This window comes from Fusibacter fontis (genome assembly GCF_055378735.1).
This window is the reverse complement of sequence record NZ_AP042445.1, coordinates 1,837,968-1,855,430: the sequence shown is the minus strand read 5'-3', so window position 1 is coordinate 1,855,430 and position 17,463 is coordinate 1,837,968. Positions and strand designations below refer to the sequence as shown.

At 36.8% G+C, this 17,463-nt stretch carries 34 protein-coding genes; all 34 read left to right on the top strand.

What is annotated here, in order from left to right:
* Window positions 1-13 precede the first annotated feature (13 nt).
* The 34 genes from rpsJ (at window position 14) to ACZ41W_RS08305 (ending at window position 17,438) form a co-directional block, all read left to right on the top strand.
* Window positions 14-325 carry a 30S ribosomal protein S10 gene (rpsJ, locus tag ACZ41W_RS08470; protein WP_464311544.1) on the top strand — a complete coding sequence of 104 codons (312 nt, stop codon included), beginning with the start codon at window positions 14-16 and terminating at the stop codon, window positions 323-325.
* 104 nt (window positions 326-429) lie between these two features.
* On the top strand, window positions 430-1,062 hold the full coding sequence (gene rplC, locus ACZ41W_RS08465) for a 50S ribosomal protein L3 (protein WP_464311543.1): 633 nt from the start codon (window positions 430-432) through the stop codon (window positions 1,060-1,062).
* Window positions 1,063-1,086: 24 nt separating this feature from the next.
* On the top strand, window positions 1,087-1,713 hold the full coding sequence (gene rplD / locus ACZ41W_RS08460; RefSeq protein WP_464311542.1) for a 50S ribosomal protein L4: 627 nt from the start codon (window positions 1,087-1,089) through the stop codon (window positions 1,711-1,713).
* Window positions 1,713-2,003, top strand: a complete 291-nt coding sequence (gene rplW / locus ACZ41W_RS08455) for a 50S ribosomal protein L23 (RefSeq protein WP_464311541.1) — start codon at window positions 1,713-1,715, stop codon at window positions 2,001-2,003. The genes rplD and rplW overlap by 1 nt, the downstream gene beginning before the upstream one ends.
* 29 nt (window positions 2,004-2,032) lie before the next feature.
* On the top strand, window positions 2,033-2,863 hold the full coding sequence (gene rplB / locus ACZ41W_RS08450) for a 50S ribosomal protein L2 (protein WP_464311540.1): 831 nt from the start codon (window positions 2,033-2,035) through the stop codon (window positions 2,861-2,863).
* A gap of 28 nt (window positions 2,864-2,891) precedes the next feature.
* A complete protein-coding gene (gene rpsS, locus ACZ41W_RS08445; protein WP_464311539.1) occupies window positions 2,892-3,164 on the top strand; it encodes a 30S ribosomal protein S19 in 273 nt (90 codons plus the stop codon).
* A gap of 29 nt (window positions 3,165-3,193) precedes the next feature.
* Window positions 3,194-3,529, top strand: a complete 336-nt coding sequence (gene rplV, locus ACZ41W_RS08440; RefSeq protein ID WP_464311538.1) for a 50S ribosomal protein L22 — start codon at window positions 3,194-3,196, stop codon at window positions 3,527-3,529.
* 16 nt (window positions 3,530-3,545) lie between these two features.
* Window positions 3,546-4,307 (top strand): 30S ribosomal protein S3, encoded by a 762-nt coding sequence (gene rpsC / locus ACZ41W_RS08435; RefSeq protein WP_464311537.1) that lies wholly within the window; start codon window positions 3,546-3,548, stop codon window positions 4,305-4,307.
* Between the two features lie 30 nt (window positions 4,308-4,337).
* A complete protein-coding gene (gene rplP / locus ACZ41W_RS08430; protein ID WP_464311536.1) occupies window positions 4,338-4,769 on the top strand; it encodes a 50S ribosomal protein L16 in 432 nt (143 codons plus the stop codon).
* Between the two features lie 2 nt (window positions 4,770-4,771).
* A complete protein-coding gene (gene rpmC, locus ACZ41W_RS08425) occupies window positions 4,772-4,966 on the top strand; it encodes a 50S ribosomal protein L29 (protein WP_464311535.1) in 195 nt (64 codons plus the stop codon).
* Window positions 4,967-4,983: 17 nt separating this feature from the next.
* Window positions 4,984-5,238, top strand: a complete 255-nt coding sequence (gene rpsQ / locus ACZ41W_RS08420; protein WP_464311534.1) for a 30S ribosomal protein S17 — start codon at window positions 4,984-4,986, stop codon at window positions 5,236-5,238.
* A 23-nt stretch (window positions 5,239-5,261) separates the two neighbouring features.
* A complete protein-coding gene (rplN, locus tag ACZ41W_RS08415; protein WP_464311533.1) occupies window positions 5,262-5,630 on the top strand; it encodes a 50S ribosomal protein L14 in 369 nt (122 codons plus the stop codon).
* 18 nt (window positions 5,631-5,648) lie between these two features.
* Window positions 5,649-5,960 carry a 50S ribosomal protein L24 gene (gene rplX / locus ACZ41W_RS08410; protein ID WP_464311532.1) on the top strand — a complete coding sequence of 104 codons (312 nt, stop codon included), beginning with the start codon at window positions 5,649-5,651 and terminating at the stop codon, window positions 5,958-5,960.
* Window positions 5,961-5,986: 26 nt separating this feature from the next.
* A complete protein-coding gene (rplE, locus tag ACZ41W_RS08405; protein WP_464311531.1) occupies window positions 5,987-6,526 on the top strand; it encodes a 50S ribosomal protein L5 in 540 nt (179 codons plus the stop codon).
* 13 nt (window positions 6,527-6,539) lie between these two features.
* A complete protein-coding gene (locus ACZ41W_RS08400) occupies window positions 6,540-6,725 on the top strand; it encodes a type Z 30S ribosomal protein S14 (RefSeq protein ID WP_464311530.1) in 186 nt (61 codons plus the stop codon).
* A gap of 24 nt (window positions 6,726-6,749) precedes the next feature.
* The gene (gene rpsH, locus ACZ41W_RS08395) at window positions 6,750-7,148 is read left to right on the top strand and encodes a 30S ribosomal protein S8 (protein ID WP_464311529.1); all 399 of its coding nucleotides are present in this window, start codon (window positions 6,750-6,752) and stop codon (window positions 7,146-7,148) included.
* A 25-nt stretch (window positions 7,149-7,173) separates the two neighbouring features.
* A complete protein-coding gene (rplF, locus tag ACZ41W_RS08390; protein ID WP_464311528.1) occupies window positions 7,174-7,719 on the top strand; it encodes a 50S ribosomal protein L6 in 546 nt (181 codons plus the stop codon).
* Between the two features lie 17 nt (window positions 7,720-7,736).
* On the top strand, window positions 7,737-8,105 hold the full coding sequence (rplR, locus tag ACZ41W_RS08385; RefSeq protein WP_464311527.1) for a 50S ribosomal protein L18: 369 nt from the start codon (window positions 7,737-7,739) through the stop codon (window positions 8,103-8,105).
* Window positions 8,106-8,122: 17 nt separating this feature from the next.
* Entirely contained in the window at window positions 8,123-8,629 is a 507-nt protein-coding gene (gene rpsE / locus ACZ41W_RS08380) for a 30S ribosomal protein S5 (RefSeq protein ID WP_464311526.1), read from the top strand.
* A 12-nt stretch (window positions 8,630-8,641) separates the two neighbouring features.
* Window positions 8,642-8,818: a 50S ribosomal protein L30 gene (gene rpmD, locus ACZ41W_RS08375; RefSeq protein WP_464311525.1), complete on the top strand. Its 177-nt coding sequence runs from the start codon at window positions 8,642-8,644 to the stop codon at window positions 8,816-8,818.
* A gap of 22 nt (window positions 8,819-8,840) precedes the next feature.
* A complete protein-coding gene (gene rplO / locus ACZ41W_RS08370) occupies window positions 8,841-9,281 on the top strand; it encodes a 50S ribosomal protein L15 (RefSeq protein WP_464311524.1) in 441 nt (146 codons plus the stop codon).
* Window positions 9,282-10,547 carry a preprotein translocase subunit SecY gene (gene secY, locus ACZ41W_RS08365; protein ID WP_464311523.1) on the top strand — a complete coding sequence of 422 codons (1,266 nt, stop codon included), beginning with the start codon at window positions 9,282-9,284 and terminating at the stop codon, window positions 10,545-10,547. It abuts the gene before it with no gap.
* A gap of 9 nt (window positions 10,548-10,556) precedes the next feature.
* Window positions 10,557-11,201 (top strand): adenylate kinase, encoded by a 645-nt coding sequence (locus ACZ41W_RS08360; RefSeq protein WP_464311522.1) that lies wholly within the window; start codon window positions 10,557-10,559, stop codon window positions 11,199-11,201.
* A gap of 3 nt (window positions 11,202-11,204) precedes the next feature.
* On the top strand, window positions 11,205-11,966 hold the full coding sequence (gene map, locus ACZ41W_RS08355; RefSeq protein ID WP_464311521.1) for a type I methionyl aminopeptidase: 762 nt from the start codon (window positions 11,205-11,207) through the stop codon (window positions 11,964-11,966).
* Window positions 11,966-12,280, top strand: a complete 315-nt coding sequence (locus ACZ41W_RS08350) for an RNA-binding protein (protein WP_464311520.1) — start codon at window positions 11,966-11,968, stop codon at window positions 12,278-12,280. The genes map and ACZ41W_RS08350 overlap by 1 nt, the downstream gene beginning before the upstream one ends.
* A complete protein-coding gene (infA, locus tag ACZ41W_RS08345; protein WP_464311519.1) occupies window positions 12,267-12,488 on the top strand; it encodes a translation initiation factor IF-1 in 222 nt (73 codons plus the stop codon). The genes ACZ41W_RS08350 and infA overlap by 14 nt, the downstream gene beginning before the upstream one ends.
* Before the next feature lie 12 nt (window positions 12,489-12,500).
* Complete coding sequence (gene rpmJ, locus ACZ41W_RS08340; protein ID WP_373471683.1) at window positions 12,501-12,614, top strand: 50S ribosomal protein L36; 114 nt, start codon at window positions 12,501-12,503, stop codon at window positions 12,612-12,614.
* 112 nt (window positions 12,615-12,726) lie between these two features.
* On the top strand, window positions 12,727-13,098 hold the full coding sequence (rpsM, locus tag ACZ41W_RS08335) for a 30S ribosomal protein S13 (protein ID WP_464311518.1): 372 nt from the start codon (window positions 12,727-12,729) through the stop codon (window positions 13,096-13,098).
* 21 nt (window positions 13,099-13,119) lie between these two features.
* Complete coding sequence (gene rpsK, locus ACZ41W_RS08330; protein WP_464311517.1) at window positions 13,120-13,518, top strand: 30S ribosomal protein S11; 399 nt, start codon at window positions 13,120-13,122, stop codon at window positions 13,516-13,518.
* Between the two features lie 27 nt (window positions 13,519-13,545).
* Complete coding sequence (gene rpsD, locus ACZ41W_RS08325; protein ID WP_464311516.1) at window positions 13,546-14,166, top strand: 30S ribosomal protein S4; 621 nt, start codon at window positions 13,546-13,548, stop codon at window positions 14,164-14,166.
* Window positions 14,167-14,230: 64 nt separating this feature from the next.
* Window positions 14,231-15,181 (top strand): DNA-directed RNA polymerase subunit alpha, encoded by a 951-nt coding sequence (locus ACZ41W_RS08320; protein ID WP_464311515.1) that lies wholly within the window; start codon window positions 14,231-14,233, stop codon window positions 15,179-15,181.
* Between the two features lie 13 nt (window positions 15,182-15,194).
* Window positions 15,195-15,536, top strand: a complete 342-nt coding sequence (rplQ, locus tag ACZ41W_RS08315) for a 50S ribosomal protein L17 (protein WP_464311514.1) — start codon at window positions 15,195-15,197, stop codon at window positions 15,534-15,536.
* Between the two features lie 160 nt (window positions 15,537-15,696).
* On the top strand, window positions 15,697-16,539 hold the full coding sequence (locus ACZ41W_RS08310) for an energy-coupling factor transporter ATPase (RefSeq protein WP_464311513.1): 843 nt from the start codon (window positions 15,697-15,699) through the stop codon (window positions 16,537-16,539).
* Complete coding sequence (locus ACZ41W_RS08305) at window positions 16,524-17,438, top strand: energy-coupling factor transporter ATPase (protein WP_464311512.1); 915 nt, start codon at window positions 16,524-16,526, stop codon at window positions 17,436-17,438. Before ACZ41W_RS08310 ends, ACZ41W_RS08305 begins: the two co-directional genes overlap by 16 nt.
* Window positions 17,439-17,463: the final 25 nt, after the last annotated feature.

The following is a 17,463-nucleotide window of genomic DNA, read 5'->3' as shown; positions in this document are numbered from 1 at the left end:
AGGAGGTTTAGCAATGGCTAACAAGCAAAAAATCAGAATCAGATTAAAATCATTTGATCACAAAATCCTTGACAACACTGCAATTAAAATTGTAGAAGTTGCAAAGACAACAGGAGCGGATGTTTCAGGACCAATTCCGTTACCAACAAAAAAAGAGATAGTAACTATCTTAAGAGCAGTACACAAATACAAAGACTCTAGAGAGCAATTTGAAATCAGAACTCACAAGAGATTGATTGACATTTTGAATCCAGGTCAAAAAACTGTAGATGCTCTCATGAAGCTTGAATTACCAGCTGGTGTTGATGTTGAAATCAAGCTTTAATGATTAGTTTGGACTAAGATTTCGGTTTAAATAGATAAACCTGATTTTTTAGGATGATTGTTTTAGAACAATCCGCTGTAAGAATATTAGGAGGTGCGAAAAGCATGGTAGGAATTATCGGTAAAAAAATCGGTATGACCCAAGTATTCAATGAAAACGGCATCGTTACTGCTGTAACAGTTGTTGAAGTGACACCTATGGTAGTTACTCAAATTAAAACTGTTGAAACAGATGGTTACAACGCTATTCAAGTTGCTTCGGGTGACGTGAAAGAAAAACACGTAAACAAACCAATGAAAGGCCACTTTAACAAAGCAGGTGTTTCTTTCAAAAAATTATTAAAAGAATTCAGAGTTGATAACCCAGCTGAATTCACAGTTGGTCAAACAATTTCTGTTGACATCTTCACAGATGGTCAAAAAATTGACGTGATTGGTACTTCTAAAGGTAAAGGAACAACTGGTCCAATTAGAAGATACAATCAATCAAGAGGACCTGAAACTCACGGTTCTAAATACCACAGAGGCGGCGGTTCAATCGGTGCTAACTCAACTCCAGCTCGCGTACTTAAAGGTATGCCAATGGCAGGAAGAATGGGTAATGAAAAGGTAACTGTACAAAATCTAGAAGTAGTAAAAGTTGATGCTGAAAGAAATCTTTTATTAGTAAAAGGTGCAGTGCCAGGACCTAAAAAAGGTCGTATCACAATTAGAAAAGCTATTAAAGCAAGCAAGTAATAGCTGATGAAAGGAGGAAGCACAGTGCCTAAGTTAGAAGTATTAAACATTTCGGGACAAAAAGTCAGTGAAATAGAATTAAATGAAAACGTATTTGGCATCGAGCCAAACATCCCTGTAATGCATGAAATCGTTAAGAACTACTTAGCAAATCAAAGACAGGGTACACAGTCTGCTAAAACAAGAGCAGAAGTATCTGGTGGTGGTAGAAAACCATTTAGACAAAAAGGAACTGGTAATGCGCGTCAAGGATCTATAACAGCTCCGCATTACATCGGTGGTGGTGTGGCATTCGCGCCAAAACCAAGAAGCTACAGATATACTTTACCTAAAAAAATGAGAAGACTTGGTCTTAAATCTGCATTTAGTGCTAAAGTAAGAGACAATGAAATGATCGTTCTTGACGAATTAAAATTAGCTTCTCCAAAAACAAAAGAGATGATTCAAATTTTAGAGAACATCAAAGTTTCAAACAAAAAAGTTCTTATCGTTACAGGTGATGTTGAGAAAAACGTTGTAATTGCTGCAAACAATATTGCAAACGTTAAAACAACTTTTGCTGGACAAATCAATGTATACGATATCTTAAATCACGACTACTTCGTAGTTACAAAAAGCGCAGTAGAGAAATTTGAGGAGGTGTATGCGTAATGAGAACCTCTTATGATGTCATTATTAGACCTATCGTAACTGAAAACTCAATGCTTCAAACTTCTGATCGTAAATATACTTTCGAAGTCTTGAAAGACGTAAATAAAACCCAAATCAAAAAAGCTGTTGAAGAAGTGTTTGGCGTAAAAGTAGAAAGCGTAAACACAATGAACGTTAGAGGCAAGCTTAAAAGACAGGGTAGAACTGAAGGATATACAAGAAGCTGGAAGAAAGCGATTGTAAAATTAACTGCAGACAGCAAAACAATCGAGTTCTTTGAAGGCATGTAATCATTAAAGACTCGAAGGAGGTATAAACAATGGGTATCAAAAAATTTAAACCGACTTCACCTGCTATCAGACAGATGACTATGTCTACATTTGAAGAAATTACTAAGAAACAACCAGAGAAAGCGCTTGTTGTTGCTTTGAAAAAAAATTCAGGTAGAAACAATCAAGGTAAAATCACTGTTCGTCATAGAGGTGGCGGTACTACTGTAAAATACAGATTAATCGACTTTAAAAGAAATAAAGACAATGTTCCAGCAAAAGTATCAGCTGTTGAATACGATCCAAACAGAAGCGCAAATATCGCACTTTTAGTATATGCTGATGGTGAAAAAAGATACATTCTTCATCCAAACGGCTTAAAAGTAGGCGATGTAGTGTACTCTGGTGAGCAACAAGATATTAAAGTAGGTAACGCAATGCCGCTTATGAATATGCCTGTTGGTACAATCGTACACAATATTGAAATGAAACCAGGTAAAGGCGGACAATTAGTACGTTCAGCTGGTAACTCAGCTCAATTAATGGCTAAAGAAGGCAAATACGCACTTTTAAGATTACCATCTGGCGAAACTAGATACGTAAGAAAAGAATGTAGAGCTACAATTGGTCAAGTAGGCAATATCGATCACGAAAACATTTCAATCGGTAAAGCTGGTAGAACTAGACACATGGGTATTAGACCGACTGTCAGAGGTTCTGTAATGAACCCTAACGATCACCCACACGGCGGTGGTGAAGGTAGAACTTCAATCGGTAGACCGTCTCCAGTTACTCCATGGGGTAAACCAGCACTTGGCTACAAAACTAGAAAGAAAAGCAATCCAAACGATAAATATATTGTTTCTAGAAGAAAGAAATAAATTCGTAATCTGAAAGGAGGACACAACAATGAGTAGATCTCTTAAAAAAGGTCCTTTTGTCCATAAAGGTCTGTTGAGAAAAGTTGAAGAAATGAACGCGGCAAGTGAAAAGAAAGTTCTTAAAACTTGGTCAAGATCATCAACAATTTTTCCACAAATGGTTGGTCATACAATCGCAGTTCATGATGGCAAAAAACACGTTCCTGTATATGTAACTGAAGACATGGTTGGTCACAAGCTCGGTGAGTTTGCTCCAACAAGAACATTCAGAGGACACGCAGGCGATAAGAAGAGCAAATAAGTTCATTAATCCGAAAGGAGGTACTACAAATGCAAGCAAGAGCAGAAGCTAAAAACATGAGAATTTCTCCTAGAAAAATGAAGCCTATCGCTGATTTAGTAAGAGGAAAAAATGTTAAAGATGCACAAGCAATTTTAAAGTTTACACCTAGAAAAGGTGCTGAAATATTTTTAAAAGTTTTAAATTCAGCAGTTGCAAACGCTGAAAATAATTTCCACATGGATGTAGATTCTTTAATCGTTAAAGAAATTTACGCAAATCAAGGTCCTACATTAAAAAGATGGAACGCTGGATCAATGGGTAGAGCAAATCCTGTGTTGAGAAGAAGTAGTCATGTTGGCGTTGTTGTCGCTGAAAAAGAGTAGAAGGAGGGTATACTGAATGGGTCAAAAAGTTAGCCCACACGGACTCCGAGTTGGAGTCATCAAAGATTGGGACTCAAAATGGTATGCAAATAAAAAGAACTTCGCTGATTTATTAATCGAAGATCACGAAATTCGTAAGTATGTTAAGAAAAGACTTTTTACAGCTGGTGTTTCTAGAGTGTATATCGATAGAACAGCTAATGATAAAGTTCACGTAAATATCTTTACTGCAAAACCTGGTATGGTTGTTGGTAAAGGTGGCGAAAACATTAAAGTTCTTAGAGAAGAACTTGAAAGAATCACTAAAAAGTCTATTCAATTAGATATTTCTGAAGTTGATAACGTTGAAATCGATGCACAATTAGTTGCTGAGAACGTTGCATTTTCTCTTGAGAAAAGGGTTTCTTTTAGAAGAGCGATGAAACAAGTAATCGGAAGAGCACTTAAATCAGGCGCTGAAGGTATCAAAGTTCAAACATCTGGTCGTTTAGGCGGCGCTGAGATGGCAAGAACTGAAGGCTATTCTGAAGGTAATGTACCTTTATCAACATTAAGAGCAGATATTGATTACGGCTTTGCAGAAGCTGATACAACATACGGAAAAATTGGTGTTAAAGTTTGGATCAACAAAGGTGAAGTATTACCAAGCGTGAGCGAAGAAACTAGATTGAGAAGAAAAGAAGCTAGAAAAGTTACTGAAAAACGTCCTCAAAGACCTAGAAATGCTAACGCAGCTCCAAACAAAGGACCAAGAAAGCCTAGAGAGAATAATAATTAATTCAAGTTTTGTGAAAGGAGGCAATTGACTATGTTGATGCCGAAAAGAGTAAAACGCCGTAGAGTTCACAGAGGTAGAATGTCTGGTACTGCTCAAAAGGGAAATACAGTATCATATGGTGAGTACGGTTTAGTAGCTATGGAGCCAGTATGGCTTACAGCGAATCAAATAGAAGCAGCCAGAATTGCAATCAATAGAAGAATTAAAAGAGGCGGAAAAGTTTGGATTAAAGTTTTCCCTCATAAACCAGTTACACAAAAACCTGCTGAAACACGTATGGGTGCTGGTAAAGGTTCTCCTGAATACTGGGTTGCTGTTGTTAAACCAGGTAGAGTTTTATTCGAACTTGCTGGTGTAGATGAAGAATTGGCAAGAGAAGCAATGAGACTTGCTGCTAACAAATTGCCAATCAAATGTAAATTCGTTAAAAAGGACGACGCTATCGAAAAGGGTGGTGAATAAAGTTGAAAGCAAATAAAATTAAAGAGATGACATCTCAAGAATTAACTGAAAAAATGGTAGAGTTGAAAAATGAGCTTTTCAACTTAAGATTCCAATTAGCAACAGGGCAGTTAGACAACCCTATGAAAATCAAAGCCATTAAAAAAGATATTGCTCGTGTTAATACGATCTTGAGACAAAAAGAGATCCAAGCATAAGCAAAGGAGGTTACGCTGTGGAAAGAGGCAGTAGAAAAGTTAGAGTTGGATACGTAACTAGTGATAAAATGGATAAAACGATCGTTGTTACTGTAGAAGAATTTGTACGTCACCCACTCTACGGAAAAAGAGTAAAAAGAACTAAAAAATTCAAAGCACATGATGAAGAAAACACATGTGGCATTGGTGATAAAGTAAGAATTATGGAAACTAGACCGCTTAGCAGAGACAAAAGATGGAGACTAGTTGAAATCGTGGAAAAAGCTAAGTAGTTTAGCGAGAGGAGGAAAAAAGCATGATCCAAAACGAAACTCGTTTAAGAGTTGCTGATAACTCTGGTGCAAAAGAAATACTCTGTATCCGCGTGTTAGGTGGTTCTAAGAGAAAATTTGGTAACATCGGAGATGTTATCGTTGCTAGTGTTAAAAATGCAACACCTGGTGGAGTTGTCAAGAAAGGTGATGTCGTTAAGGCAGTTATAGTAAGAAGTGTCTACGGTTTAAGAAGACCTGATGGCAGCTACGTAAAATTTGATGAAAACGCTGCTGTAATTATAAAAGACGATTTATCTCCAATAGGAACTCGTATCTTCGGACCAGTTGCTAGAGAGTTAAGAGATAAGAAATTTATGAAAATCGTTTCTCTAGCTCCAGAAGTTCTTTAAACTTAGGAGGTGTAGTAAATGCATATTAAAAAAGGTGATACTGTTATCGTGATTGCCGGAAAAGATAAAGGCAAAAAAGGTAAAGTATTAAACGTAAACCCAAAAACGGATAGAGTAATTGTAGAAAATGTAAACATGGTGACTAAACATCAAAAACCATCTATGAAAGTTCAACAAGGTGGTAGAATTCATAAAGAATCAGCAATCCATGTATCAAATGTTCTTTTGTTTGACGCAAAAGCAAAAACAGGAACGAGAGTAAAATACAAAGAATTAGAAAACGGAAAAAAAGTCAGAGTATCAGTTAAAACTGGTGAAGTACTAGACTAATCCCAGTAAGAAAGGAGGTTTGACTCATGGCAAGATTTAAAGATAAGTATCAAAATGATGTTGCAAAAGCATTAATGGAGAAATTCGGATATAAAAACGTTATGGAGATCCCAAAAATTGAAAAAATTGTTATCAATATGGGTCTTGGTGATGGTAAAGACAATCCTAAGGTAGTTAAAGCAGCTGTAGATGAGTTAGCAACTATTGCTGGTCAAGCACCAGTAGTAACAAAAGCTAAAAAATCAGTAGCAAACTTTAAAGTGAGACAAGGCATGAACGTTGGTGCTAAAGTAACACTTAGAGGCGAAAGAATGTATGAGTTTATCGACAGATTCATTACGATTGCATTGCCTAGGGTAAGAGACTTTAGAGGTGTAAGTGCGAATTCGTTTGATGGTAGAGGTAACTATACTTTAGGTATTAAAGAACAGTTAATTTTCCCAGAAATCAATATTGACAAAGTCGAAACAGTAAGAGGTATGGACATTACTTTCGTAACTACTGCTAAAACTGATGAAGAGGCAAGAGAATTATTGAAATTAATGGGAATGCCATTCATGAAGTAAGGAGGGATTTACATTGGCTAAAACCAGTCTTAAAGTAAAACAAGCAAGACCGCAAAAATACTCAACTAGAGAATATAATAGATGTAAAATCTGTGGAAGACCACATGCTTATTTAAGAAAATATGGAATTTGCCGTATCTGTTTTAGAGAATTGGCTTACAAAGGACAGATTCCAGGTGTTAGAAAAGCAAGCTGGTAAGAAATCGGAAGGAGGTAATTACGCATGGCAATGACAGATCCAATTGCTGATTTACTGACGCGTGTACGTAATGCGAATATGGTAAAACATACATCAGTAGATGTACCAGCATCAAATGTTAAAAACAAAATCGTAGAGATCCTGTTAGAGGAAGGCTACATTAAAGGTTATGATATCATTGAAGATGGTAAACAAGGCCTTATTAGAATAGAACTTAAATACGGTGAAAACAAAGAAAGAGTTATCACTGGCCTTAAGCGTATCTCTAAACCAGGTTTAAGAGTATACGCAAAGAAAACTGATATCCCTAAAGTATTAGGTGGTTTAGGTTTAGCAATTATTTCTACTTCAAACGGTATCATTACTGATAGAGAAGCTAGAAAACTTGGCGTTGGTGGCGAAGTAATTTGCTACGTATGGTAATAAAGATAAACTAGGAGGTGTGACAATGTCAAGAGTAGGTAAATTGCCTATTACAATACCTCAAGGGGTTCAAGTAATCATTTCTGATGCTAATTTAGTAACAGTTAAGGGACCACTAGGAGAATTGTCAGAGCAAATCGACAAAGACATTTGCATTCAAATCGATGGAGAAACGTTAACTGTAACGCGTCCATCTGAAAACAAAAGACACAGAGCTCTTCATGGATTAACAAGAGCACTTATTAACAATATGGTAATCGGCGTAACTCAAGGATTTGAAAGAAAATTATTGATCGTGGGTGTTGGTTACAAAGCTGCTAAAAACGGCAATAAATTAGACTTATCTTTAGGTCATTCTCATCCAGTTTCGATGGAAGATCCAGAAGGCATTACAACTATTTGTAATACTCCTACAGAAATCGTAGTAAAAGGTATTAACAAACAATTAGTTGGAAACTATGCTTCTAAGATCAGAGAATGGAGAAAACCAGAGCCTTACAAAGGTAAAGGAATCCGTTTCGCTGATGAGTTTGTCATCAGAAAAGAAGGTAAGACAGGTAAGAAAAAATAAGAAAGGAGTAGCGTAAAATGGCTTCTAATAAAAACAGAAACGAAAATAGAAAAGCTCGTCATGCTAGAGTTCGTAAGAGTATTTCTGGTACAGCTGAAAAACCAAGATTAAACGTTTTCAGATCAAACCTAAATATCTATGCTCAAATTATTGACGATGTAACTGGAAACACTTTAATTGCTGCTTCTAGCCTCGAAACTTCTATCAAAGAAAAGGTTTCAAACACAGGTAATAAAGAAGCTGCTAAATTAGTTGGAGAACTCGTTGCTAAAAAAGCTCTTGAAAAAGGCATTGAGAACGTAGTATTCGACAGAGGTGGCTATCTTTACCACGGTAGAGTGAAAGAACTCGCTGAAGGCGCTAGAGAAGCAGGATTAAAATTCTAGATTAGGGAGGTATATTGATGAACCGTCAATTGATTGATGCGAGCAAGTTAGACCTCAAAGAACAGGTTATTAATATAAATCGTGTTACTAAGGTTGTTAAAGGTGGTAGAAATTTCAGATTCAGCGCACTTGTTGTTGTTGGAGATGAAAATGGCCATGTTGGCATCGGAACTGGTAAAGCGAAAGAGGTTCCTGAAGCAATCTCAAAAGCTGTAGAAGATGCAAAAAAACGATTGATTTATGTTCCAAGAGTAGGAACAACTGTACCACATAACATCGAAGGACACTTCGGTTCAGGCAGCGTAAGAATTATGACTGCTAAAGAAGGTACAGGAGTTATCGCTGGTGGTCCTGTTCGTGCGGTATTAGAGTTAGCAGGCATTAAGGATGTAAGAGCAAAATCTTTAGGTAGCAATAACCCTAGAAATATGGTTAATGCAACTTTAGATGGTCTTACAAATCTTAAAACAGCAGAAAGTGTTGCTAAATTAAGAGGCAAGACTGTAGAACAAATCTTAGGTTAGGGGGTATGAACCTTGGCTACAATTAAAGTAAAATTAGTCAAAAGTACAATTGGTGCGCTTCCAAAGCACAAAGCAACAGTTGAAGCTTTAGGCTTAAAAAAGATAGGTCAAGTGGTAGAGAAACAAGACAATGCTCAAATGAGAGGCATGGTTGCTCAGGTAAATCACTTAGTTAAAATCGTAGAGTAATAATCAAGAAGGAGGTGCGACCATGAGACTTCATGATTTAAGACCAGCAGAAGGATCAACTAAATCAAGAAAACGCGTAGGTAGAGGTACTGGTTCAGGACTTGGTACTACTGCAGGACGCGGTATGAATGGTCAAAATTCACGTTCAGGCGGTGGTGTAAGACCAGGCTTTGAAGGTGGTCAGATGCCATTATTCAGAAGAATTCCAAAACGCGGATTCAATAATAAATTCAAAAAATTATGGACTGTTGTCAATGTTGAAGTATTAAACGACTTTGAAGACGGTACAGAAATCACACCAGAAGTTTTATTACAAACAGGCGTTGTAAGTAAACTCGGACATGGACTTAAGATCTTAGGCGATGGAGAATTGAATAAAAAGCTCACAGTTAAGGCGAATAAATTCACTCAGTCAGCAATAAGTAAGATTGAAGCTGCTGGAGGAAAGGCAGAGGTGATTTAATTGTTGTCTACACTTAGAAACGCTTGGAAAATTCCCGACTTAAGAAAAAGAATATTATACACTTTGTTGATGATAGTTATTTTTAGGTTAGGGTCTGCAGTACCAGTACCAGGAATAGATAGCGGAGCATTAGCTCGCGCATTTGCGAACTCAGAAGATGGATTGTTAGGATTATTTAACTTAATGAGCGGTGGTAACTTTAAAACGTTCACTATCTTTGCTCTTGGTATAAGCCCGTATATTACCGCTTCGATCGTATTAAACTTATTACAAATTGCATTCCCTTCGCTTGAAGCCCTTGCAAAAGAAGGCGAAGTTGGTAGAAAGAAAATTGCTCAATACACTAGATATTTAACAGTTGTTTTAGCTTTAATCCAAGGTTTCGGCTTTAGCTTAGGTTATTTCCAACAGTTCTTTATCACAAAAGGTGCATGGTCAATCTTTATTGCTGTATTAACACTTACAGCGGGAACAGCGTTTTTAATGTACTTAGGTGAAAAAATCACGGATAAAGGTATCGGAAACGGTATTTCAATGTTTATCTTTGCAGGTATCATCGCAGGTTTTCCATCAGCAGTACTTAACATGTATTCAAATATTAAACTTGGACAGTTAAATATTATTCAAGTGATTATATTTGCATTGTTAGCAGTTTTCATTATCATGGGAATTATCTTTATCCAACAAGGACAAAGAAAAATTCCAGTTCAATATGCTAAGCGTGTTGTTGGAAGAAAAATGTACGGTGGTCAAACAACGCATATTCCATTAAAAGTTAATCAAGCAGGCGTAATTCCTGTAATCTTTGCAATTTCAATTTTAATGTTCCCAGCTACAATCGCTGCATTCTTCCCTGGAACTGGTTTTGCGAGTTTTGTAGGAAAATGGTTAAATTCAACAGGCGTTATCTATAACCTTTTGTATGCATTATTAATCATCTTCTTCACATATTTCTACACAAATATCACGTTCAATCCAGTAGATGTAGCAGATCGTTTGAAAACAAATGGTGGTTTTATTCCAGGTATCAGACCAGGTAGACCAACTGCTGAACATTTAAGCAAGTCACTTAACAAAATCACGATCGTTGGTGCTTTATTCTTAGCTGTAATTGCGATTTTACCTAACTTCTTAGGCGCAATCACAAATACGCAATTTAGCTTCGGCGGTACTTCAATATTAATCGTAGTATCTGTTGCTCTTGAAACAATGAAACAAATTGAGGCACAAATGCTTATGAGACATTATGAAGGTTTCTTAAATTAGGAGGTAGCTTTGAGATTAGTATTACTAGGGCCTCCTGGTGCTGGAAAAGGAACACAAGCTGAATTTATCGTTGATCAATATAAGATTCCACACATATCAACTGGAGACATCTTCCGTAAGAATATTAAGGAAGGAACTGAGTTAGGTCTCAGAGCGAAAGCCTTCATTGATAAAGGTGCACTTGTACCAGATTCTCTTGTAGTAGAAATAGTAGAAGCGCGTCTTAAAGAAGCTGATTGTCAAAACGGATTCCTATTGGATGGATTTCCGAGAACGGAAGTTCAAGCAGAAGAATTGGACAAAGTGCTTGAAAACATGGGAGTAGGATTAACTGCGGTACTTAATATCAAAGTTGATCCTGCACTACTGGTTTCAAGAGCTGTTGGAAGAAGAATTTGCAGAAGTTGTGGCGCAACTTACCATGTTACAAATAATCCATCACTTGTATCAGGTGTATGTGATAAATGTGGCGGTGAGCTATATCAGCGAAGCGACGATGTCGAAGAGACCGTTGCAAATCGTATCAATGTCTACACAAATGAAACATCACCTTTAATTCATTACTATCAAACTAGAGGCAAGCTTGTTGACATAGACGGTGAACAAGATATCAAAATCGTCTCATCGGATATTGTTAATGCACTAAGGGGCTAAGACATGATCGAACTTAAAACACAACATGAAATTGAGCTCATGCAAGAATCAGGACGTATTGTTGCATTAGCTCATGAAGAAATTAGAAAAGCAATAAAACCTGGTATAACAACAGGTGAGCTTGACGCAATCGCTGAAGCATTAATACTTGCTAACGGTGCAACGCCTTCATTTAAGGGGTATCACGGTTATCCAGCATCAATCTGTGCTTCAGTGAACCATCAAGTGATTCATGGCATTCCTGGAAGTTACAAACTAAAGGAAGGCGATATTATCAGTATAGATATAGGCGCTTTTAAAAATGGTTATCATGGAGATGCTGCAAGAACACATCCTGTTGGCAAAGTAAGCGAGAAGGCTTTAGAACTCATTAAAGTCACTGAAGAGAGCTTTTTCGAAGGCTTAAAGTTTTGTAAAACTGGTTATCGTTTGTCTGACGTATCACACGCCATTCAAGCATATGCAGAAGAAAAAGGCTTTAGTGTCGTAAGAGATTTCGTTGGACATGGCATCGGAAGGCAAATGCACGAAGATCCACCAATCCCAAATTACGGTGCACCTGGTCGTGGACCAAGACTTGTTAAGGGAATGGTTTTAGCCATTGAACCGATGATTAATTCAGGAGATTTTAAAGTTAAAGTATTGGATGATGATTGGACGGTTGTAACAAAAGATTGTTCTCTTTCTGCTCATTATGAAAACACTGTAGTCATTACAGATGATGAACCAATGCTTTTAACATGGTTACAAAGCGAGGTGGAGTGATGTTAGTTTCATCACAAGAACTAGAACTCGGTCAATTTGTCAAGTCAAGAGCAGGACGAGATAAAGGCAAAATTTTAATTGTTACGGGCGTTGTAGATGATAAACATGTTCTTGTTTCTGACGGTGATTTGAGAAAGCTCGATAAACCGAAAAAAAAGAAAGTGATGCATCTTATCAAACTCAATCAGATGGATCAGTCGATTAGAGAAGCGATTCAAAATCACACAAATCTGAATAATGCAATGTTACGTAAAAAGATTAAAGAAAACAATATCAAGTCCAATGAGGAGGGATGCATTCATGGCAAAAAGTGATTCTATAGAAGTTGAAGGCGTTGTTGTTGAAGCATTGCCAAACGCAATGTTTAAAGTTAAATTAGAAAATGGACATGTAGTGTTAGCTCATATTTCGGGTAAACTAAGAATGAACTTCATTCGCATCTTACCAGGAGATAAAGTTACATTAGATTTATCGCCATATGACCTTACAAGAGGCAGAATTGTATGGCGTGGAAAGTCATAAGGAGGGATAACAATGAAAGTTAGACCATCAGTGAAACCAATGTGCGAGAAGTGTAAAATCATCAAACGTAAAGGCAAAGTCATGGTGATCTGTGCTAATCCAAAACACAAACAAACTCAAGGTTAATAAGTAGTAAGTTTGTGTTAACAAATATAAAGCGCGGCTGAAATTCTTTATATTTGAAATATATATAATTGACAATTGAACTCAGTTAATACACATTAGGAGGTGTAATTCAATGGCAAGAATTGCAGGTGTTGACTTGCCTAGAGAGAAGAGAGCTGTTATCGGCTTAACTTACATCTATGGTATTGGAAAACCTACTTCTCAAGACTTGTTAGCAAAAGCTGGCATTAGTGAAGATACTAGAATTAAAGATCTCACTGAAGATGAAGTAAGTAAATTAAGACAACTCATAGAAGATGAAATCATTGTTGAGGGTGACCTTAGACGTGAAATCGCTATGAATATTAAAAGATTAAAAGAAATTGGTTGTTACCGAGGCATCAGACATAGAAAAGGACTCCCTTGTCGTGGTCAAAAAACAAAGACTAACGCAAGAACTAGAAAAGGTCCTAAGAAAACTGTTAGTCGTAAGAAGAAAAAATAGGTGACAAAGGAGGCGTAAAAAATGGCTGCTGCTAAAAAAGCACGTAAAGTGAGAAAAAAACGCGAACGTAAAAACGTTGAACGTGGCCAAGCTCATATTCAAGCAACATTCAATAATACAATCGTAACTTTAACAGATAACGATGGCAATGCTATTGCATGGTCAAGTGCGGGTAGCTTAGGTTTTAAAGGATCTAGAAAAAACACTCCTTATGCCGCTCAAATGGCTGCTGAAGCTGCTTCTAAATCTGCGATGGAACACGGTTTAAAATCTGTTTCTGTTTTCGTAAAAGGCCCTGGTGCTGGTAGAGAAGCTGCAATAAGAGCACTTCAAGCTGCAGGACTTGAGATAACTTCAATCGCAGACGTTAGCCCGATTCCACATAATGGTTGTAGACCACCAAAAAGAAGAAGAGTGTAGTTTATTCAGTAATAGGAGGTGTTTTAATTGGCAAGATATACAGGACCATCTTGTAAGCTTTGTCGTAGAGAAGGCCAAAAGCTTTATCTTAAAGGTGATAGATGTTACAGCGACAAATGCGCATTAAATAGAAGACAAACTGCTCCTGGTCAGCATGGTGCTAAAAAAGGCAAATTATCTGGCTATGGTACTCAGTTAAGAGAAAAACAAAAAGTAAAAAGATTTTACGGTGTACTTGAAAGTCAATTCAGAGCGACTTATGATCGTGCTGAAAAGATGAAAGGTATCACAGGTGAAAATTTACTTCAATTATTAGAATTAAGATTTGACAATATCGTTTACAGATTAGGTTTTGCAAACTCTAGAAAAGAAGCTAGACAATTTGTAACACATGGTCATTTCACTGTAAACGGTCATAAAGCTGATATTCCATCAATGACTCTTTCAGTTGGTGATGTAATCCAATTAAAAGATACAAGCAAATCATCAGATAAATTCAAAGCTTTAGCTGAAGCTGCTAGAACAGCTCCAGGTTGGTTAGAAGTTAATACTGAGAAGATGGAAGGGAAAATTACAGCATTGCCTGTAAGAGATAATATCGACTTACCAATCGAAGAACACTTAATCGTTGAGTTGTACTCTAGATAAGGTATTTATATTATTACCCTCAAGGTACGTTTTATGATTTTTTAGAGAAGGAGGGTCTTAAATAGTGATTGAAATTGAAAAACCAACAATTGAGTGTGTGGAATTGTCTAACGAAGGAAGATACGGCAAATTTGTTGTTGAACCACTTGAGAGAGGCTATGCCACAACACTAGGTAACAGTTTAAGACGTATTTTACTTTCTTCTTTGCCGGGAACTGCGGTTCGTTGGATTAAGATTGAAAATGTTCTACATGAGTTTTCAACTATTCCAGGTGTAAAAGAGGATGTCATTGAAATCATCTTAAACCTGAAAGAATTATTTGCGAAAATTCATTCAGATGAAGATGTTAAGATTTTAAGAATCGAGGCATCAGAAGCGGGAGAGATAACAGCAGGTGACATCATAGCTGATGCTGACGTAGAAATACTGAATACTGATCTCCATATCTGTACACTAGAAGAAAATTCAAGAATCTATATGGAAATAGCTCTCGGGCAAGGTCGTGGATACGTCACAGCAGAAAACAATAAAGAAGCAGGTCTGCCAATAGGAATCATTCCAGTTGACTCTATTTATACTCCAGTAAGAAAAGTAAATTTCACAGTGGATAAAACTAGAGTTGGTAAAATAGCAGATTATGATAAATTAACCCTTGAAGTTTGGACAGATGGAACCATTAAACCAGATGAAGCAACTTCTTTAGGCGCAAAGATTATGTCAGAACATTTAAATCTTTTTATCGATATGACAGATAGCATCACAGGTGTTGAAATCATGGTCGAAAAAGAAGAAGATATTAAAGAGAAAGTTCTTGAGATGACAATTGAAGAATTAGACCTTTCGGTTCGTTCGTACAATTGTCTCAAAAGAGCAGGAATTAATACAGTTGAAGAACTGACTAATAAGAGCGAAGATGATATGATGAAAGTTCGTAACCTTGGTAAAAAATCTATGGAAGAAGTTAAATACAAACTTGCAGAATTAGATCTAGGGTTAAGAGCAGAAGACGAGTAAAGGAGGGAAACCGATGGCAGATTACCGTAAACTAGGACGTCCTTCATCACATAGACAGTTGATGCTTAGAAACTTAACAACATCACTTCTTAGAAATGGACGTATCGAAACTACAGTAACAAGAGCAAAAGAAACTAAAAAATTTGCTGACAAAATGATTACACTTGCTAAAAGAGGCGATCTTCACGCAAGAAGACAAGTCTTAGCATTTGTAACTGATGAAGCTGTAGTTAAGAAGTTATTTGATGAAATCGCTCCTAATTACAAAGAACGCAGCGGTGGCTATACAAGACTTATTCAAACAGGTCCTCGTAGAGGCGACGCAGCGCCTATGTGCAAATTAGAGTTAGTATAATAATTGAGGGACTAAGTTTAAACTTATGTCCCTTTTTTACTTTTATCATGTGATGATATTTGAACATGATATTTACATATTGTCGAATTATTAATTATTCTCCATATTATGGCGTTTCAATTGAAAACAATTTATAATACAATTAAGACTTGGTTTAAGGGTGGATAAGAACATGATTAAAGTTGAAGAGTTGTCGTTTCGATATGAAGATGAACAAGATCCTGAGAAGTTTGCATTAAAAAATGTCAATCTTCATATTCGTGAGGGCGAGTTTGTTGTGATCATAGGTCATAATGGCTCTGGAAAATCAACATTATCAAAACTATTAAATGGAATATACCTTCCAACAAATGGGAAGATTACAATAGATGGATTAGATACATCAGATGAAAATATGCTTTGGGAAATCCGGAAAAGAGCTGGGATGGTATTCCAAAATCCCGACAATCAATTAGTTGCGACGATTGTAGAAGAAGATGTTGCTTTCGGACCGGAAAATTTGGGCTTACCATCAGAAGAAATTCGAAAGCGTGTAGACGAAGCATTGGAAACCGTCAAAATGAGTGCTTATAAACGCAAACCGCCTCATCATTTGTCAGGTGGACAAAAACAACGTGTAGCAATAGCAGGAATATTGGCTATGAAACCAAGGTGCATTATTTTTGATGAGCCGACAGCGATGCTAGATCCGTCTGGTCGACGAGAAGTGATTCAAACAATACACCATTTAAATAAAATGGAAAAGATGACAATTGTCCATGTAACACATTATATGGATGAAGCAGCTGAAGCAGATCGAGTTATTGTGATGGACGACGGACAAATTGTTCTTGAAGGAACGCCTAAGGAAGTTTTTTCTCAAGTGAGACAGTTAAAACAAATTGGACTGGATGTCCCTCAAGTTACGTTATTGTCCCATGAATTGAATCAAATGGGATACCCTATTTCAGTATCAAATTTAACAGTAAGTGAGTTGGTGAACAATTTATGTCAATTAAAATAGAGGATTTAACCCACATTTATGATAAGAACACACCTAATGAAACCGTCGCTATAGATCGTATTCAACTTTCGATTGAATCTGGAGAATTTATAGGATTGATTGGGCATACTGGTTCTGGAAAGTCCACGCTGATTCAACAACTTAACGGACTTTTAAAACCTTCATCGGGTGAAATTATCGTCAGTGGATATAACATTACCGAAGGTTTAGACCTGGAGCAAACAAAGAAAAAACGCATTCGCAAAGCAGAAGCAATTGAAAGAAAAAAACGCCTATTAGAAGTTAGAAGACGAGTTGGATTAGTTTTTCAATATCCCGAATATCAATTGTTTGAAGAAACAGTTGAAAAAGATATTGCCTTTGGCCCACATAATTTAGGTCTGGATGAAGAAACGGTTGTCGAACGCGTTAAAGACGCCATGGAAATAGTTGGACTTGATTATGAAAAATATAAAGATCGCTCGCCATTTGAACTAAGTGGAGGGCAAAAAAGACGCGTGGCAATTGCAGGGGTATTGGCAATGAAACCTCAGGTTCTCATTTTAGATGAGCCTACAGCCGGTCTTGACCCAAGAGGCAGAGATGAAATTTTAATGCAAATTAAGGCGTTGCATGAGCGAGATCATTTGACGGTAATCATTGTATCGCATAGTATGGAAGATATGGCTAAAATTGCAGATCGATTAATTGTTATGAATAAGGGATCTGTTGTACTGGATGACTCACCTGAAATTGTGTTTCAAGAAATTGAGTTGCTTGAAAATATTGGTTTAGCAGTTCCACAGATATCCTATCTCGTACGTGCGTTAAATGAAAATGGATTTCATATGGATCCTTCAATTATTACAGTAGAAGATGCGTTAAAAGCGCTTCATGAATATTTAGAGAATAAGAATTAAGGTTATTGAATTATCAACAGATTGT

Coding starts and splice junctions, on each gene's coding strand:
- rpsJ (WP_464311544.1), top strand. CDS start 14: ATGGCTAACAAGCAAAAAATCAGAATCAGATTAAAATCATTTGATCAC.
- rplC (WP_464311543.1), top strand. CDS start 430: ATGGTAGGAATTATCGGTAAAAAAATCGGTATGACCCAAGTATTCAAT.
- rplW (WP_464311541.1), top strand. CDS start 1,713: ATGAGAACCTCTTATGATGTCATTATTAGACCTATCGTAACTGAAAAC.
- rplB (WP_464311540.1), top strand. CDS start 2,033: ATGGGTATCAAAAAATTTAAACCGACTTCACCTGCTATCAGACAGATG.
- rpsS (WP_464311539.1), top strand. CDS start 2,892: ATGAGTAGATCTCTTAAAAAAGGTCCTTTTGTCCATAAAGGTCTGTTG.
- rplV (WP_464311538.1), top strand. CDS start 3,194: ATGCAAGCAAGAGCAGAAGCTAAAAACATGAGAATTTCTCCTAGAAAA.
- rpsC (WP_464311537.1), top strand. CDS start 3,546: ATGGGTCAAAAAGTTAGCCCACACGGACTCCGAGTTGGAGTCATCAAA.
- rplP (WP_464311536.1), top strand. CDS start 4,338: ATGTTGATGCCGAAAAGAGTAAAACGCCGTAGAGTTCACAGAGGTAGA.
- rplN (WP_464311533.1), top strand. CDS start 5,262: ATGATCCAAAACGAAACTCGTTTAAGAGTTGCTGATAACTCTGGTGCA.
- rplX (WP_464311532.1), top strand. CDS start 5,649: ATGCATATTAAAAAAGGTGATACTGTTATCGTGATTGCCGGAAAAGAT.
- rplE (WP_464311531.1), top strand. CDS start 5,987: ATGGCAAGATTTAAAGATAAGTATCAAAATGATGTTGCAAAAGCATTA.
- rpsH (WP_464311529.1), top strand. CDS start 6,750: ATGGCAATGACAGATCCAATTGCTGATTTACTGACGCGTGTACGTAAT.
- rplF (WP_464311528.1), top strand. CDS start 7,174: ATGTCAAGAGTAGGTAAATTGCCTATTACAATACCTCAAGGGGTTCAA.
- rplR (WP_464311527.1), top strand. CDS start 7,737: ATGGCTTCTAATAAAAACAGAAACGAAAATAGAAAAGCTCGTCATGCT.
- rpsE (WP_464311526.1), top strand. CDS start 8,123: ATGAACCGTCAATTGATTGATGCGAGCAAGTTAGACCTCAAAGAACAG.
- rplO (WP_464311524.1), top strand. CDS start 8,841: ATGAGACTTCATGATTTAAGACCAGCAGAAGGATCAACTAAATCAAGA.
- map (WP_464311521.1), top strand. CDS start 11,205: ATGATCGAACTTAAAACACAACATGAAATTGAGCTCATGCAAGAATCA.
- ACZ41W_RS08350 (WP_464311520.1), top strand. CDS start 11,966: ATGTTAGTTTCATCACAAGAACTAGAACTCGGTCAATTTGTCAAGTCA.
- infA (WP_464311519.1), top strand. CDS start 12,267: ATGGCAAAAAGTGATTCTATAGAAGTTGAAGGCGTTGTTGTTGAAGCA.
- rpmJ (WP_373471683.1), top strand. CDS start 12,501: ATGAAAGTTAGACCATCAGTGAAACCAATGTGCGAGAAGTGTAAAATC.
- rpsM (WP_464311518.1), top strand. CDS start 12,727: ATGGCAAGAATTGCAGGTGTTGACTTGCCTAGAGAGAAGAGAGCTGTT.
- rpsK (WP_464311517.1), top strand. CDS start 13,120: ATGGCTGCTGCTAAAAAAGCACGTAAAGTGAGAAAAAAACGCGAACGT.
- rplQ (WP_464311514.1), top strand. CDS start 15,195: ATGGCAGATTACCGTAAACTAGGACGTCCTTCATCACATAGACAGTTG.
- ACZ41W_RS08305 (WP_464311512.1), top strand. CDS start 16,524: ATGTCAATTAAAATAGAGGATTTAACCCACATTTATGATAAGAACACA.